Genomic DNA, 15,243 nt, shown 5'->3' with positions numbered 1-15,243 from the left:
TCGATTTTGGACTTAACCAACACAGGCCGTCCGAAGCTGTTGTGGGAAGGGTCTGGTCCGTTAATAAGGCGTGACTCGGTAAGCCTGCGTGGCTTCCCACCCCTGTTCGCGTGCTCGGCCCAGGCCTGTCGCGCCCCAAAATTCCAAGGATCTGCCCATGCTGTTGCGCCAACCTCCGTTCCTTTTTGCCGCCTTGACCCTCAGTTCACTGGTGCAGGCCGAAGACCTGCAATTGGCACCGGTCGAGGTCACCAGCAGCGAGGTCAGCGCAGGCGAAGTGGCCCAGGCGCAACTCAACAGCGTGCCCGGTGGCACCAACTACATCGACATGAGCAGCGTGCAGCAGGGCCGGGTCAGCACCAATGAAGACGTGTTCAAGTACCAGGCCGGTGTTTACGCCAAGGCGGCCAACAATGAAGGCGTGAAGCTTTCGATACGCGGTTCGGGCTTGAACCGCAGCCCCGGTTCGCACGCCTCCGGCCTGTATGAAATGTTCGACGGTTTGCCGCTGACCGGCCCAGGCGGCACGCCCTACGAACTCAAGGACCCACTGTGGCAAAGCCGCGTCGAAGTGCTGCGCGGCGCCAATGGCTTTGACCAGGGCGCGCTGGCTTTGGGCGGGTCGGTGAATTACGTCACCCGCACGGGTTACGACGCACCCAAACTGCAGGTGCGTTATGAAGCAGGCAGTCGCGGTTATGCCCAGCGCGAGATCAGCTCCGGCCAGGTGCTGGGCGATGCCGACTATTACATCAGCCTCACCGACTCCGAATCCGACGGCTACCAGCACCAGAGCGCCGGTACCGGCAAGGGCATCGCCGCCAACTTCGGCTACCGTTTCAACCCGGACCTGGAAACGCGCTTCTATTTTCGCTACCGCGAAACCACCAACGAAACCCCCGGCAAGCTGACGCGTGAGCAGATCAGCCACGATCCGACGGCCGCCAACAGCCTCAACGCCGCCCGCGATTCCAAGCGTTTGCAGCCCGGTTCGACCTGGATCGCCAACAAGACCACCTTGCAGTTGGATGACAATTCCCGCGTCGAGGTCGGGCTGGCCTATCACGACTATCCGATGGACTTGCGCGAGGGCACCAATCGCTTGAAAGTCGCCTACACCGACGTCAGTGGCACCCTCAATTACATCCGCCAGGACCTGCTGTTCGGCCACGACAGCAAGACCACGGTAGGGCTGCGCAGCACCCAGGCGATGCCGAATAACGGTGCCTCGGAATACGTGCGCACGCCTGCCGGTAACACGGCTATTTACGCGCCCGGCACCAAGACCCGCGACTACAGCTATCTCGGCGCTGACACCGTGCTGCATGTCGGCAACGACTTGGAGCTGGTACCGGACCTGTGGCTGACCACCGGCCTGGCCGCGATCTACACCCGCCGCGAAACCCAAGTCACTTATCCAGAAGGTCAGGCGCCGTTGAGCCAGCACGACTGGGATTACGCCCCGCGTATCGGCCTGCGCTATGACTTCAACGCGCAATTGCAGGTGTATGGCAACCTGAGTCGCTCGGTCGAGCCACCGCACGCGTGGTCGATGATCTGGGGTTCCAATAAATACTTTCCCACCGGCAGCGGCCCGGCCACCGGCTTGCAGCGTGAAGGCGTGAGCCTGCGCAATCAGACCGCTACCACTGTGGAAGTCGGCGGCCGTGGCGAACAGTGGTTTGGCCAGTGGGACCTGGCGCTGTACCGCTCAGAAGTGCGTCACGAACTGCTCACCGTCGAAACGCAGGCGCAAACTGCCACCACCAACGCGATTGTCGCCGAGGCCAACGCCAGCCCCACCGTGCACCAGGGTGTGGAACTGAGCCTGCTCAGCCCGCTGTGGGACGGCGGCGGCAATGGCCAACTGGCCTTGCGCCAGGCCTACACGTTCAGCGACTTCCACTACCGCGACGACGACCGCTTCGGCGACAACACCCTGCCGGGCATCCCCAAGCATTACTACCAGGCGCAACTGCGCTACAGCCACCCGACGGGGTTTTACACCAGCCTCAACACCGAGCATTCCTCGCGCGTGGCGGTGGACTACGCCAATTCCTACTACGCGGCGGCCTACACCACCCTCGGCGCCACCTTCGGCTACGACGCGCCTAAGCAGGATTGGCAAGCCTGGGTCGATGTGCGCAACCTCACCAACCGGCGCTACGCCAATACGGTCACGCCGGGTTATGACGACAAGGGCCTGGATGTGGCACGGTCCACACCGGCAGACGGGCGAGGCATTTTTACCGGCGTGTCGTGGAGTTGGCGTTAAGCAACACTTGTATGACGAGGGGGCTCACTGCGAAGCGCGGGCTTCCTGTGGCGAGCGGGCTTGCCCCGCGTTGGGCTGCGCAGCAGCCCCAAAACCAGCTACCGCGCTCTACCTGCCAAAACGCGGTGGGCCTACTGGGGCCGCTGCGCGCCCCAACGCGGGGCGAGCCCGCTCGCCACAGGAAGTCCGCTCGCCATAACTACCAGCAAGTAACGCCCGAAAACAGCACTGGCGCCGACCTGAGCCCCCCTTGCCCTCATACCGTTTTGCTGGCATTGTTCGCGCAATTGGTAATATTTCCCATTTGAGAAGTTTTTGCGCATGCATGACATTCCGGCCGCGCCGGGCGATGGCGCCCGTCAGCAGACCCTCACGGCAATGTACCGCGAGCACCACGGCTGGTTGCACGGCTGGCTGCGCAAAAAACTCGGCTGTTCGCAGCACGCCGCCGACCTGGCCCACGACGCATTCATCCGCGTCCTGATGCTGGCCGACCCCCACAACATCAAGGAACCGCGGGCCTTTCTCGCCACCACCGCCGGGCGTTTGCTGATTGACGGCGCGCGGCGCCGACGCATCGAAAAGGCCTACATGCAAGCCCTGGTGATTCAGTGCGAAGACGCCGGCATGCCCGATCCGGCGGCAATCCACGTGGCGTTGCAGGCCCTGGAGCGCATCGCCGAGATGCTCGCCGGCTTGCCCGCCAAGACCCGCGAAGCCTTTCTGTTAAGCCGCCTCGACGGGCTGACGTACAGCGAAATCGCGTGCTGCCTGGACGTGTCGCCCAGTACCGTCAAAAACTACATTTCCACGGCGCTGGTGCATTGCTACCACAGCCTGCACGCGGCGGACCCGCTGTCGTGAGCACTGAACACATCATCCAGCAAGCGGCGAACTGGCTGACACGCCTGCACGACGAAGACGTCAGCGACGCCGACCGCCAGGCCTTCAACGCCTGGTGCCAGGCCGACCCGCGCCATGCCGTCGCCATCGAACGCATGCGTGCGCTGTGGGGCAATTTCGACGCCGTGCCCGCGCGCCCGGCGCGCATCGCCCTTAACCGTGCCTTCGCCCCACGACGCTCGCGGGGCGCACAGGTGCTGGGTTTACTCGGCGTATTGCTCTGCGGCTGGGTCGGTCTGGAGCGCGCGCCGGTGTGGATGGCCGATCAGCGCACCGGTGTCGGCGAACGTCGTCAGGTCGCGCTCGAGGACGGCAGCCGCTTGCAGCTCAACAGCAACTCGGCCGTGGACGTGAAGTTCGACGGCCACCAACGCGTGATCCAGTTGCTGCAAGGCGAGCTATGGGTCGAGGTGGCCAAGGATGCGCAACGGCCATTCGTGGTGCGCACCGATCAAGGCACGGCCACCGCCCTGGGCACCCGCTACCTGGTCAAGCGCGCCGCGGACGGCACCACCGTGGTCACGGTGATCGAGTCCAGCGTGGCGGTCAAAGGCGAGGGCGCAGAAGGCGTCAAGGTCGCAGCCGGCCAGCGTGCGGTGCTTGACCATGGCCGCGCCCAGTCGCCGCAGGCGATTGGCAACACCGACCCGGACGCCTGGACGCGTGGCCTGCTCAAGGTCAATGACCAGCCCTTGAGCGACGTGCTGCAAACCCTCGCCAGCTACCGCCATGGCCTGGTGCGGTTTGACCCACAGGCCCTGCAAAACCTGCGGGTGTCCGGTGTGTTCAAGCTCGACGACACCGCGGCGGCGCTCGCGGCACTGGCCGATAACCTGCCGATCAAGGTGGAGTACTTCACGGACTTGCTGGTGGTGGTCAAGCCGCGTTAAGTCAAGGTTCATGCTGGCGCAGGCGCTTGTACAACGTGTTGCGACTGACGCCCAACTCCCGCGCCAGGTGGGAAATATTGCCGCCAGCGGCCTTCAAGCGTTGCGTGAGGTCGATGCCATCTTCCACACCCTGGCTGGCAGGCAACGGCGCTGGCACGTTCAAATCCACAAAAAAATCATCCGGCAGGTGCTCGGGGCGCACCGGTTGTTCTTCGGCCATGGCCAGCGCTACCTGCAGCACGCTGCTGACCTGGCGCAAATTGCCCGGCCACGGGTGTTGCTCGAACAACGCCAGCACCTCGGCACTCAGCCCGGCCCATTGAGTTGGGTCGCGGTGCTGCTGCCACAACTGCTGGAACAACGCCTGCTTGTCGGTACGCTCACGCAACGGCGGCAGCTCCAGGGTCAACCCGCCGATGCGGTAGTACAAATCCTCACGAAAGCGCCCGGCCTGCACCCATTCGCGCAGCGCGCGGTTGGTGGCGGAGATGATCCGCAAGTCCACCGGGAACAGCTCGCTGCTGCCCACCGGCTGCACGCAGCGCTCCTGCAGCACCCGCAGCAAACGGGCCTGGGTCGGCAGCGGCATATCGCCGATCTCATCCAGAAACAACGTGCCTTTGTCCGCCTTGCGAATCAGGCCGATGCTGCCTTTCTGATTGGCGCCGGTGAAGGCGCCTTTTTCATAGCCAAATAGCTCAGACTCGACCAACTCCGCCGGAATCGCCGCACAGTTCACCGCGATAAACGCCTGCGCGCTGCGCGAGCTGGCCTGGTGCAGGGCTTTGACGAACACCTCTTTGCCGACGCCGGTCTCGCCGTGGATCAGCAGCGGAATGTCTTTTTCCAGCAGACGCTCGGCCTGGCGCACGGCTTTTTCCACGCGCGCGTCGCCAAAGTGCAGGGTGTTGAGGCTGATCGAGGTCGGCTTCAGCTCGGCAGGCTTGCCCGGCTTGGGCTCACTGAAGACCCGCGCCTGTATCGGCATCTTCTTCGGCCGTTTCAATAAACACTGAAACCGATTGCGGCCCGCCGCCTGCAGCGAGAACGGCAAGCCTTCCGGCTGGTTCAGCAACTCCAGCAACGAGACCTTGAACAAACTGTCGATCAGCACCCGCGACAAACTGATGCCCAGCAAGTTGTCCGCACGGCGGTTGGCCGACAGCACTTGCCCGCTCTCATCAAAAATCAGCAGCCCGGCCCACTGGCTGTCGAGGTTGTTCAGGCCGGTGTTAAAGGTCAGCTGGAAATGCTCGCCGCGAAACAGGTTGAGGATCAGCCGGTTTTCTACGGTCTGGCTCATCATCTTGACCATGCCCAGGGTGTGGGAGGGCGGCAGATAGCTGTCGCTGGACACATCCAGCACCGCGATGATTTCGCGCTGGGCATCAAAGATCGGCGCCGCCGAGCCGGTCATGAAGCGGTTGGCCTTGAGGAAATGTTCGTCGTGCTCGATATGCACCGCCTGGGCACAGGCCAGTGCGGTGCCGATCGCATTGGTGCCGCTGCTGCGCTCCCTCCAGCTGGCGCCGGCGTTGAAACCGCGCGCCAGTTTCGGCTCGATAAAGCGCTGGGTGCCCCACGAGGTCAGGACCTGGCCCTGGTTATCGGCCAGCATGATCAGGCAGTTGGAATTGCTCAGGATGTTTTCGTAGTAGGGCAGCACTTCCTGGTGGGTGGTCTGCACCAGTGAATGCTGGCTTTCCAGCAATTGGCTGATGCCCTCGGCGGGCAGTTGGTCGAAGCTGGGCGTGCTCTGGTGGTCCAGGCCAAACGCGCGGCAGCGGCGCCAGGAATCCTGGATGAGGGTGTCGTGAGCCAGGGGTTCGGCCATGGAGGCGACCTTCTTTTTTATTGTTATTGGGCTTGCACAATCTGGCTGAAGAAACAGGGTCGAAATGTGGGAGCGGGCTTGCCCGCGAATGCGGTGGGTCAGTCAATACAGATGCCGACTGTTCTACCGTCATCGCGGGCAAGCCCACTCCCACCTTTGATTCGCGTCGCCCATCAATTGTTGTTCACAACTGTTCATTGTCAACCCCGCGCCTGTTCAGTTGTTCAGCCCCAGGTGTTCACCTGTGTTCATGCTCGAGCGGCGTATTCGGCCCATGTCCTTACAGATCAATCACCTGCCAGTTCTGGCACGAAACTCGCTCCGAGTCGTTGCCAGATTCATTCCAATAATAAAAAAGGGCGTGTCATGTCATTGACCCTGGAACATGTCTCCCGCGTCGTCGAAGGCCAGACCTGGATCGACGACGCCAACCTGCGCTTCGAAGCCGGTTCCTTCAACGTCTTGCTGGGCCGCACGCTGTCCGGCAAGACCAGTCTGATGCGCCTGATGGCCGGCCTGGACAAGCCCGACAGTGGCCGCATCCTGATGAATGGCGTGGACGTCACGCACAAGCCGGTGCGCCTGCGCAACGTGTCGATGGTCTACCAGCAGTTCATCAACTACCCGACCATGACCGTGTTCGAGAACATCGCCTCGCCGCTGCGCCAGGCCGGTGTGTCCAACGAGCTGATCCACAGCAAGGTGCTCGAAACCGCGAAAATGCTGCGCATCGAGAAATTCCTGCAGCGCCATCCGTTGGAGTTGTCCGGTGGCCAGCAGCAACGCACGGCCATGGCCCGCGCGCTGGTTAAAGACGCCGAGCTGATCCTGTTTGATGAACCGCTGGTGAACCTGGACTACAAACTGCGCGAAGAACTGCGTCAGGAAATGCGCGAGCTGTTCAAGGCCCGCCACACCATCGCCCTCTACGCCACCACCGAGCCCAATGAAGCCCTGGCGCTTGGCGGCACCACCACGATTCTGCATGAGGGCCGGGTGATCCAGAGTGGCAAGGCTGCCGAGGTGTACCACCAGCCGCAGACCGTGCTGGCCGCTGAATTGTTTTCCGAGCCGCCGATCAACCTGATGCCGGGGCGGATCAGCGGCAATGAAGTCAGCTTCGCCAATTTTGTGCACTTCCCGCTCAACGTCGACCTGCGACCCATCGGCGAGGGCGAGTTCCGCTTTGGCGTGCGCCCCAGCCATATCAGCCTGGTGCCGAGCAACGACGATGACCTGGAACTGGCCGTGACCGTGGAAGTGGCCGAAATCAGCGGCTCGGAAACCTTCCTGCACGTGCGCAGCGAGCATTTTCTGCTGGTGCTGCACCTGCCGGGCGTGCACGAGTATGACGTCGATGCGCCGATCCGCGTGTACATCCCCACCCATAAACTGTTTGTGTTCGATGGCCAGGGCCGCTTGGTCCAGGCCCCCGGGCGCCGCGTAGCGAGGGTTGCCTGATGGCCGAGATCCATTTGCAGAACCTCGCGCACAGCTACAGCCCTACACCCGCCGGCCCTGAAGACTACGCGATTCGGGAAATGAACCACGTGTGGGAGCAGGGCGGTGCCTACGCCTTGCTCGGGCCGTCCGGGTGCGGCAAGTCGACCTTGCTGAATATCATCTCCGGCCTGCTCAACCCTTCGGAGGGCCAGGTGCTGTTCGACCACAGGGTGGTCAACGAACTCACTCCGGAACGCCGCAACATCGCCCAGGTGTTCCAGTTCCCGGTGGTGTACGACACCATGACGGTGTTCGACAACCTGGCCTTTCCGCTGCGCAACCAAGGCATGCCCGAGGCGAAAATTCACAGCAAGGTGCAGGAAATTGCCGAAGTCCTCGACCTGCAAACCCTGTTGAGCAAAAAGGCGCGCAACCTCACCGCCGATGAAAAGCAGAAAGTCTCCATGGGCCGTGGCCTGGTGCGTGATGACGTGTCGGCAATCCTGTTCGACGAGCCGCTGACGGTGATCGACCCGCACCTGAAGTGGAAACTGCGGCGCAAGCTCAAGCAGATCCACGAGCAGTTCAATATCACCATGGTCTACGTGACCCACGACCAGCTTGAAGCCTCGACCTTTGCCGACAAGATCGCGGTGATGTACGGCGGGCAGATCGTGCAGTTCGGCACGCCGCGCGAGTTGTTTGAGCGGCCCAGCCATACGTTTGTCGGCTATTTCATTGGCAGCCCCGGCATGAACCTGATTGAAGTGCAGGCCGAGGCGGGCGGGGTGCGGTTTGCCGGCACGCTGCTGCCGTTGCCCGAGGCGATGCAGCAGCGCATCCGCGACAGCGACTACAAAAAACTGCAGGTGGGCATCCGTCCGGAATTTATCCACGTGTGGGACGAGTACAACCCTGACGCGCTGCAGGCCGATGTCACGCATGTCGAAGACCTTGGCACTTACAAGATCATGACCCTCAACCTCGACGGCGCGCCGTTGAAAATACGCCTGGCCGAAGACAAACCGGTGCCCCAGGGCAGCGCCTCGATCAGCTTTCCGGCGCAGTGGCTGATGGTCTACGCCGATGACTACCTGCTGGAGGTGCAGCCATGAACAAGGTGCAGAACAACAAGGCCTGGTGGCTGGTGTTGCCGGTGTTTCTGTTGGTGGCGTTCAGTGCGGTGATCCCGATGATGACCGTGGTCAACTACTCGGTGCAGGACATCTTCGACCAGTCCAGCCGCTACTTTGTCGGCGCCGACTGGTACAAGCAGGTGCTGCTCGACCCGCGCTTGCATGACTCCTTGCTGCGCCAGTTCATCTACTCGGCCTGCGTGCTGCTGATTGAAATCCCGCTGGGTATCGCCATCGCCCTGACCATGCCGACCAAGGGCCGCTGGTCTTCGCTGGTGCTGATCATTCTGGCGATTCCGCTGCTGATTCCGTGGAACGTGGTGGGCACCATCTGGCAGATCTTCGGCCGTGCCGACATCGGTTTGCTCGGTTCAACCCTCAACGCCATGGGCATCAACTACAACTACGCGGCCAACACCATGGACGCCTGGGTCACGGTGCTGGTGATGGACGTGTGGCACTGGACCTCGCTGGTGGCGTTGCTGTGTTACTCGGGGCTGCGCGCGATCCCGGACGTGTACTACCAGGCCGCGCGAATAGACCGCGCATCGGCCTGGGCGGTGTTCCGGCATATCCAGTTGCCGAAGATGAAAAGCGTGCTGCTGATCGCGGTGATGCTGCGGTTCATGGACAGCTTCATGATCTACACCGAGCCCTTCGTCCTCACGGGCGGCGGACCGGGGAATGCCACCACCTTTCTCAGTCAGACCCTGACCCAGATGGCTGTCGGCCAATTCGACCTGGGCCCGGCGGCGGCGTTCTCGCTGGTGTACTTCCTGATCATCCTGTTGGTGTCCTGGCTGTTCTACACCGCCATGACCCACTCCGACGCCAACCGCTGAGGCCGCCAACATGAGCAAACGCAAGGTCATACCGCTGCTGGTCTACATTCTGTTCCTGCTGGTGCCGATCTACTGGCTGCTGAACATGTCCTTCAAGAGCAACACCGAAATCCTCGGCGGGCTGACCCTGTTTCCGCAGGACTTCACCCTGGCCAACTACAAGGTGATCTTCACCGACCCGAGCTGGTACACCGGCTATATCAACTCACTGTATTACGTGAGCCTGAACACGGTGATTTCCCTGAGTGTGGCGCTGCCGGCAGCCTACGCCTTCTCACGCTACCGCTTCCTGGGCGACAAGCACCTGTTCTTCTGGCTGCTGACCAACCGCATGGCGCCGCCGGCGGTGTTTTTGCTGCCGTTTTTCCAGCTGTATTCGTCCATCGGCCTGTTCGACACACACATCGCCGTGGCCCTGGCGCATTGCCTGTTCAACGTGCCGTTGGCGGTGTGGATTCTGGAAGGCTTCATGTCCGGCGTGCCCAAGGAAATCGACGAAACCGCCTACATCGACGGCTATAGCTTTCCCAAGTTTTTCGTGAAGATTTTTATCCCGCTGATCGGCTCCGGCATCGGGGTAACCGCGTTTTTCTGCTTCATGTTTTCCTGGGTCGAGCTGTTGCTGGCGCGCACGCTGACCTCGGTCAACGCCAAGCCCATCGCGGCGGTGATGACCCGCACGGTCTCGGCCTCGGGTATCGACTGGGGCGTGCTGGCGGCGGCGGGGGTGTTGACCATCCTGCCCGGCATGCTGGTGATCTGGTTTGTTCGCAACCACGTGGCCAAGGGCTTTGCCCTGGGCCGGGTCTGAGGAGTCGATGATGGAATGGATGGCCTGGACCACTCCCACCGCGTTGTTCTTTGCGGCCATCGGCGTGCTGCTGGTGGGCATGACCACCTGGGAACTGCGTTCGCCGAGCATCCCTCGGCGCGGTTTTTTACCGATCAGCACCACCCGTGGTGATCGCCTGTTCATCGGTCTTCTCGGCAGCGCCTACCTGCATTTACTGGTTATCGGCGTTACCGACTGGAGCATCTGGGTGGCGTCCGCGCTGTCCCTGGTATGGCTGTTGAGTGTGATGCGTTGGGGCTAGTGCCCTTGTGAATAAACCACCAGGAGGTCTCTATGTTGAATAAAAACAATAAGCTGCGACATAGCATTTCATTGGCCGGCGTACTGGCCCTCAGCGGTTTGAGCGCCACGGCCTGGGCCGATGCGTACGAAGACGCGGCGAAAAAATGGATCGGCAGCGAGTTCAAACCGTCCACCCTCACCCAAGACCAGCAGCTCGAAGAGTTGAAGTGGTTTATCAAGGCGGCAGAACCGTTCCGTGGGATGAAGATCAACGTGGTGTCGGAAACCCTCACCACCCACGAGTACGAATCCAAGGTGCTGGCTAAGGCCTTCAGCGAAATCACCGGCATCAAGCTGACCCACGACCTGCTGCAGGAAGGCGACGTGGTGGAAAAGCTGCAAACCCAGATGCAGTCCGACAAGAACATCTATGACGGCTGGGTCAACGATTCGGACTTGATCGGCACGCACTTTCGCTATGGCAAGACCGAGTCGATCACCGACCTGATGGCCAACGAAGGCAAGGACTTCACCTCGCCGACCCTGGACATCAAAGACTTTATCGGCCTTTCGTTCACCACCGCGCCGGACGGCAAAGTCTACCAACTGCCCGACCAGCAATTCGCCAACCTCTACTGGTTCCGCGCCGACTGGTTCGAGCGGCCGGAGCTGAAAGCCAAGTTCAAGGAAAAATACGGCTACGACCTCGGCGTCCCGGTGAACTGGTCGGCCTATGAAGACATCGCCAAATTCTTCAGTGAAGACGTCAAGGAAATCGACGGCAAACGTATTTATGGGCACATGGACTACGGCAAAAAAGACCCATCACTGGGCTGGCGCTTCACCGATGCCTGGTTCTCCATGGCCGGCGGCGGCGACAAGGGCCTGCCCAACGGCTTGCCGGTGGACGAGTGGGGCATTCGCGTGGAGGACTGCCACCCGGTGGGCTCCAGCGTGACCCGCGGCGGCGACACCAACGGCCCGGCCGCGGTGTACGCGACGCAGAAATACGTGGACTGGATGAAAGCCTACGCGCCACCGGAAGCGGCGGGCATGACCTTCTCCGAATCCGGCCCGGTGCCGTCCCAGGGCAACATCGCCCAGCAGATCTTCTGGTACACCGCGTTTACCGCCGACATGACCAAGCCGGGCCTGCCGGTGGTGAATGCCGACGGCACGCCGAAATGGCGCATGGCGCCATCGCCGGTCGGGCCTTATTGGGAAAAGGGCATGAAGAAGGGCTATCAGGACGTGGGCTCCTGGACTTTCCTCAAGTCGACGCCTGAGAAGCAGAAACTCGCGGCCTGGCTCTACGCGCAGTTCGTGACCTCGAAAACCGTCTCGCTGAAGAAAACCATCGTTGGCCTGACGCCGATTCGTGAGTCCGACATCAACTCCCAGGCCATGACCGACCTGGCGCCCAAACTCGGTGGTCTGGTGGAGTTCTACCGCAGCCCGGCACGGGTCGAGTGGACCCCGACCGGCACCAACGTGCCGGACTACCCACGCCTGGCGCAACTGTGGTGGAGCAACATCGCGGCTGCCGCCAGCGGCGAGAAAACCCCGCAGCAGGCGCTGGACAACCTGGCCAAGGAGCAGGACGCGATCATGACGCGCCTGGAACGCTCCAACGTGCAGCCAATATGCGGCCCGAAAATGAACCCCGAGCGTGATGCCCAATACTGGTTCGACCAACCCGGCGCGCCAAAGCCGAAACTGGCCAATGAGAAACCCAAAGGCGAAACCGTGAGCTACAACGACCTGCTCAAGTCGTGGGAGGCAGCGCGTAAGTAACACAGCATCCGTGGCGAGCGGGCTTGCCCCGCGTTGGGCTGCGAAGCAGCCCCAAAACCTGACGACCGAATGCTGTCTGGGTGAACTCGGCGTCTTTTATGGGGCTGCTTCGCAGCCCAACGCGGGGCAAGCCCGCTCGCCACAGCAAGCCCGCTCGCCACGGTAAGCCCGCTTGCCACAGCAAACCCACTCGCCCCAATGGGCCGCTCAGCCCACTGATTTTGTGTCTACTGACCCCCTTGTTCGCCGCCAAAATCCGCGCCGTTTCCCGCGCGGGCGGCAGCCCGGACACCCGCGCATAGTCGCGGCTGAACTGGGTCGCGCTTTCGTATCCGGTTCGGCAAAATCCTGGCGAATCCATTGGCTGGCCTGGCTGACGCGCGCCATGGCAGTGTCCGGCGCGGCGATGTCGGGCAACATCCAGCCATGGGGGCCTTGCAATACGAGGAAGAGAATCTCCCGTTCGTACGCAGCCAACGTAGTCGTAAAGCCTGGAGTTGGTCTACAACCCCCTTGCATCTGTCGAGTGATGCCGGATAACCGCTGATCCGCAGCCATGCAATGCCGATTGAATTTTCCCCACAGCCAGATGCTCTGCACTTTAGAAGCGCGCGTTTTGAGCGCTCTTGCGGGGCTTTCTGGTGAGAAAGCCGAGTTGTATCGGACTTTGTGGAAACTGCCATCATGACGCTTCTTACAGCGCTGTCGGGCCAACCGGCCACCCTGACTGACTCGGCCGACGGCCGCCATCAACGCGTGTACCAGCAGCTGTACAACGAGACGGAGGGTTGCGAGGCGCTGGCACGGGAATTCTTGCTGGCGCAATTGGCCCAGGTGCAGGACGTGCCCTGCGAATTGCCCGACACGCCCGAACAACTGCCCGCGTGGGTCGAGCAGCGCTGCGCCGCCGTGGCCCGCGACTACGCCGACTACCTGGAGCAACGCCAGCAGGGTCAGCCACGGCGCTACTTCCAGAACAAGGCCCACGCCTTGTACGTGTTGCAATGCCTGGCGCCGACCAAACAGGTCGATGGCGCCTGGCTGTACGGTTTACTGCGCTATTGGCAGGACCAGCGCTTCGATGGGCTGCTGACCACCTACCTCGAAGAACTGGGCGACGGCGAAGCCGCGCAAAACCATGTGGTGATCTATCGCAAGCTGCTCAGCGAGCACGATGCCGACAGCGAAGCCGGCCTCAATGATGACGACTACCTGCAAGGCGCCTTGCAACTGGCGCTGGGCCTGTGTACCGAGGAGTTTCTGCCGGAGGTGATCGGTTACAACCTGGGTTATGAGCAATTACCCCTGCACCTGCTGATCACCTCGTACGAGCTGAGCGAGCTGGGCATCGATCCCTATTACTTCACCCTCCACGTCACCATCGACAACGCCAGCAGCGGCCATGCCTGCAAGGCCGCGCAATCGGTGTTGAACCTGCTGCCGCTGGGCGAGGGCAGGGAGCAGTTCTACCGCCGCGTGGCCCGCGGTTATCAGCTCAATGACCTCGGGCCGGGCACCACGGCCGTGATCGAGCGCTTCGACGTTCAGGAGCAAGTCGTGGCCATGCTTGAGCGTAAGCGCACGTACGGTCAGCACATGCATTCCGATTACTGCCGCTTCGAGGGCAAAACCGTCAATCAATGGCTGGCACAGCCTGGGCAGATCGCTGAGTTCCTGCAGGCGCTGCAAGACAAAGGCTGGATCAAGCGCAACCAGGACCCTGCCGACAGCCGCTTCTGGCAACTGATCGAGGGCGCCGGTGCAGCGATGTTCGGCGTGTTCAGCGGCGCTGAAAAGCAGCTGCTGCACGACTGGATTGCCGGTGACTGGGTCAGCGGCGAGCGCGTGCCGCCTGCACGGCCGGGGCGCGGCAGCCGTTTCTCCCGGGAGCAGCATCGCCCGGCCGATCCGGACACCCAGGCGCTGGTTGAGTCACTGTGCAAACTGGCCGATGAACAGCAGCTCGATGCGCTGATTCCGTGGATGTCGGCGCGGCGCCATTGCGCTCCGGCTGGGCTTTACGCGACGCGGCGCTTTATCCAACTGCGCGCGCGTCTGCGCTGAGGGGTGTGGTTCATGTCTGCACAGCAGCTCGTTGATCGCACCTTGTTGAACCTGGGCCGCGGATTGAAGGAGAACGGCTACCGGTTTATCACGCCGACGCCCCTGACCCATCAACGGGTGTGTCAGCGCCTGGCAACGCCGCTGGCGATGACGATGCGCGATGTGTTCGGCTGGTCGCTGCCATTTGATAACGCGTTGTTGCCTGAGGCCTTTCGCGAAGAATTGCAGCAAGCGCAGGTGATCGAAAAACACGACGCTTTATGGCGCAGCACCGTGCGCTGGTCGAGCCTGGACGAGTTGCTGTTCGCCCACTCGCCGTACCCGACCACCCAGGCCGACGCGGTGTTTTTCGGCCCCGACAGCTACCGGTTTGCCCACGTGATCCAAGCCCATCTGCAACAGCGTTTCGACCCTGTGCGGCGGGCGGTGGACATCGGTTGCGGCGCGGGTGTCGGTGCATTGGTCATCGCCCGCGCCCGGCCTGACGCTGACGTGCTGGCGGTGGACATCAACCCCCGCGCTTTGCGCATGACCGCGGTGAATGCCGAGCTGGCGGGCCTGGCGAATGTCAGCGCGTACCACAGCGACATACTGGCCGGCGTCGACGGCGAATTCGACCTGATCGTTGCCAACCCGCCCTATATGAATGACCAGCATCAGCGCGCCTACCGCCATGGTGGCGGTGCCTTGGGGGCGCAGTTGTCGGTGCGTATCGTCAGCGAATCCCGCGAGCGCCTGGCTCTGGGTGGCAGCCTGGTGCTCTACACCGGCGTGGCGATGGTGGCCGGTGCCGATGCCTTTCTGGAGGCGATCAAACCGTTGGTGGCCAGTGCTGACTACGGCTGGACCTACCGCGAAATCGACCCTGACGTCTTTGGCGAAGAGCTGGAAAAACCCGGCTATGAGGGCGTCGAGCGGATCGCCGTGGTGGCGCTCACCGTCACCCGATTGCGCTGAAGCTTGGCGCGCATCAGCGGCGACCACTGA

The 15,243-nt window shown here is 62.2% G+C and carries 12 protein-coding genes and 1 pseudogene; 11 read left to right on the top strand and 2 right to left on the bottom strand.

Annotated features, from left to right (window positions below; genetic code table 11):
- Nucleotides 1–157: 157 nt before the first annotated feature.
- The 3 genes from L8K08_RS22805 to L8K08_RS22795 all read left to right on the top strand — a co-directional run bounded on the left by L8K08_RS22805 (nucleotide 158) and on the right by L8K08_RS22795 (nucleotide 4,068).
- A complete protein-coding gene (locus L8K08_RS22805; RefSeq protein ID WP_242200098.1) occupies nucleotides 158–2,275 on the top strand; it encodes a TonB-dependent receptor in 2,118 nt (705 codons plus the stop codon).
- Between the two features lie 321 nt (nucleotides 2,276–2,596).
- On the top strand, nucleotides 2,597–3,139 hold the full coding sequence (locus L8K08_RS22800; protein WP_242200095.1) for a sigma-70 family RNA polymerase sigma factor: 543 nt from the start codon (nucleotides 2,597–2,599) through the stop codon (nucleotides 3,137–3,139).
- Nucleotides 3,136–4,068 (top strand): FecR family protein, encoded by a 933-nt coding sequence (locus L8K08_RS22795; RefSeq protein WP_242200093.1) that lies wholly within the window; start codon nucleotides 3,136–3,138, stop codon nucleotides 4,066–4,068. Before L8K08_RS22800 ends, L8K08_RS22795 begins: the two co-directional genes overlap by 4 nt.
- Nucleotide 4,069: 1 nt before the next feature.
- Here L8K08_RS22795 and L8K08_RS22790 read toward each other — a convergent pair whose 3' ends face one another.
- Entirely contained in the window at nucleotides 4,070–5,902 is a 1,833-nt protein-coding gene (locus L8K08_RS22790; protein ID WP_242200091.1) for a sigma-54-dependent Fis family transcriptional regulator, read from the bottom strand.
- Between the two features lie 366 nt (nucleotides 5,903–6,268).
- On the opposite strand from L8K08_RS22790, the gene L8K08_RS22785 reads away from it, so the two are divergent.
- From L8K08_RS22785 to L8K08_RS22760, 6 genes are read left to right on the top strand one after another with little or no spacing between them, the layout of a single operon-like run.
- Nucleotides 6,269–7,363 (top strand): ABC transporter ATP-binding protein, encoded by a 1,095-nt coding sequence (locus tag L8K08_RS22785; protein ID WP_145163607.1) that lies wholly within the window; start codon nucleotides 6,269–6,271, stop codon nucleotides 7,361–7,363.
- Nucleotides 7,363–8,460, top strand: coding sequence for an ABC transporter ATP-binding protein (locus tag L8K08_RS22780; protein ID WP_242200087.1), 1,098 nt, complete (start codon nucleotides 7,363–7,365; stop codon nucleotides 8,458–8,460). The genes L8K08_RS22785 and L8K08_RS22780 overlap by 1 nt, the downstream gene beginning before the upstream one ends.
- Complete coding sequence (locus tag L8K08_RS22775) at nucleotides 8,457–9,323, top strand: sugar ABC transporter permease (RefSeq protein ID WP_017137728.1); 867 nt, start codon at nucleotides 8,457–8,459, stop codon at nucleotides 9,321–9,323. Before L8K08_RS22780 ends, L8K08_RS22775 begins: the two co-directional genes overlap by 4 nt.
- A gap of 10 nt (nucleotides 9,324–9,333) precedes the next feature.
- On the top strand, nucleotides 9,334–10,134 hold the full coding sequence (locus L8K08_RS22770; protein WP_242200086.1) for a carbohydrate ABC transporter permease: 801 nt from the start codon (nucleotides 9,334–9,336) through the stop codon (nucleotides 10,132–10,134).
- Nucleotides 10,135–10,144: 10 nt separating this feature from the next.
- The gene (locus L8K08_RS22765; RefSeq protein WP_106580628.1) at nucleotides 10,145–10,417 is read left to right on the top strand and encodes a DUF2160 domain-containing protein; all 273 of its coding nucleotides are present in this window, start codon (nucleotides 10,145–10,147) and stop codon (nucleotides 10,415–10,417) included.
- A gap of 32 nt (nucleotides 10,418–10,449) precedes the next feature.
- Nucleotides 10,450–12,192, top strand: a complete 1,743-nt coding sequence (locus L8K08_RS22760) for an ABC transporter substrate-binding protein (RefSeq protein WP_145163614.1) — start codon at nucleotides 10,450–10,452, stop codon at nucleotides 12,190–12,192.
- Between the two features lie 238 nt (nucleotides 12,193–12,430).
- On the opposite strand, the pseudogene L8K08_RS22755 reads toward L8K08_RS22760, so the two are convergent.
- A pseudogene (locus L8K08_RS22755) lies at nucleotides 12,431–12,669 on the bottom strand (AraC family transcriptional regulator); the annotation flags it as partial.
- Nucleotides 12,670–12,876: 207 nt separating this feature from the next.
- On the opposite strand from L8K08_RS22755, the gene L8K08_RS22750 reads away from it, so the two are divergent.
- Nucleotides 12,877–14,256 carry an iron-containing redox enzyme family protein gene (locus L8K08_RS22750; protein WP_242200080.1) on the top strand — a complete coding sequence of 460 codons (1,380 nt, stop codon included), beginning with the start codon at nucleotides 12,877–12,879 and terminating at the stop codon, nucleotides 14,254–14,256.
- Between the two features lie 12 nt (nucleotides 14,257–14,268).
- Nucleotides 14,269–15,213 carry a class I SAM-dependent methyltransferase gene (locus L8K08_RS22745; protein WP_242200079.1) on the top strand — a complete coding sequence of 315 codons (945 nt, stop codon included), beginning with the start codon at nucleotides 14,269–14,271 and terminating at the stop codon, nucleotides 15,211–15,213.
- Nucleotides 15,214–15,243: the final 30 nt, after the last annotated feature.

The sequence above is a fragment of the Pseudomonas sp. TREG-RG-20F-10-E-6-01 genome, assembly GCF_022662455.1.
In the GTDB taxonomy this organism is placed as follows: Bacteria; Pseudomonadota; Gammaproteobacteria; order Pseudomonadales; family Pseudomonadaceae; genus Aquipseudomonas.
Note: the sequence above shows the minus strand (reverse complement) of the source record. Positions and strands in the feature narration are given on the sequence as shown.

Bases quoted from the DNA above. Each gene is read 5' to 3' on its own strand.
- L8K08_RS22805 (WP_242200098.1), top strand. From the start codon at position 158: ATGCTGTTGCGCCAACCTCCGTTCCTTTTTGCCGCCTTGACCCTCAGT.
- L8K08_RS22800 (WP_242200095.1), top strand. From the start codon at position 2,597: ATGCATGACATTCCGGCCGCGCCGGGCGATGGCGCCCGTCAGCAGACC.
- L8K08_RS22790 (WP_242200091.1), bottom strand. From the start codon at position 5,902: ATGGCCGAACCCCTGGCTCACGACACCCTCATCCAGGATTCCTGGCGC.
- L8K08_RS22785 (WP_145163607.1), top strand. From the start codon at position 6,269: ATGTCATTGACCCTGGAACATGTCTCCCGCGTCGTCGAAGGCCAGACC.
- L8K08_RS22780 (WP_242200087.1), top strand. From the start codon at position 7,363: ATGGCCGAGATCCATTTGCAGAACCTCGCGCACAGCTACAGCCCTACA.
- L8K08_RS22775 (WP_017137728.1), top strand. From the start codon at position 8,457: ATGAACAAGGTGCAGAACAACAAGGCCTGGTGGCTGGTGTTGCCGGTG.
- L8K08_RS22770 (WP_242200086.1), top strand. From the start codon at position 9,334: ATGAGCAAACGCAAGGTCATACCGCTGCTGGTCTACATTCTGTTCCTG.
- L8K08_RS22765 (WP_106580628.1), top strand. From the start codon at position 10,145: ATGGAATGGATGGCCTGGACCACTCCCACCGCGTTGTTCTTTGCGGCC.
- L8K08_RS22760 (WP_145163614.1), top strand. From the start codon at position 10,450: ATGTTGAATAAAAACAATAAGCTGCGACATAGCATTTCATTGGCCGGC.
- L8K08_RS22750 (WP_242200080.1), top strand. From the start codon at position 12,877: ATGACGCTTCTTACAGCGCTGTCGGGCCAACCGGCCACCCTGACTGAC.
- L8K08_RS22745 (WP_242200079.1), top strand. From the start codon at position 14,269: ATGTCTGCACAGCAGCTCGTTGATCGCACCTTGTTGAACCTGGGCCGC.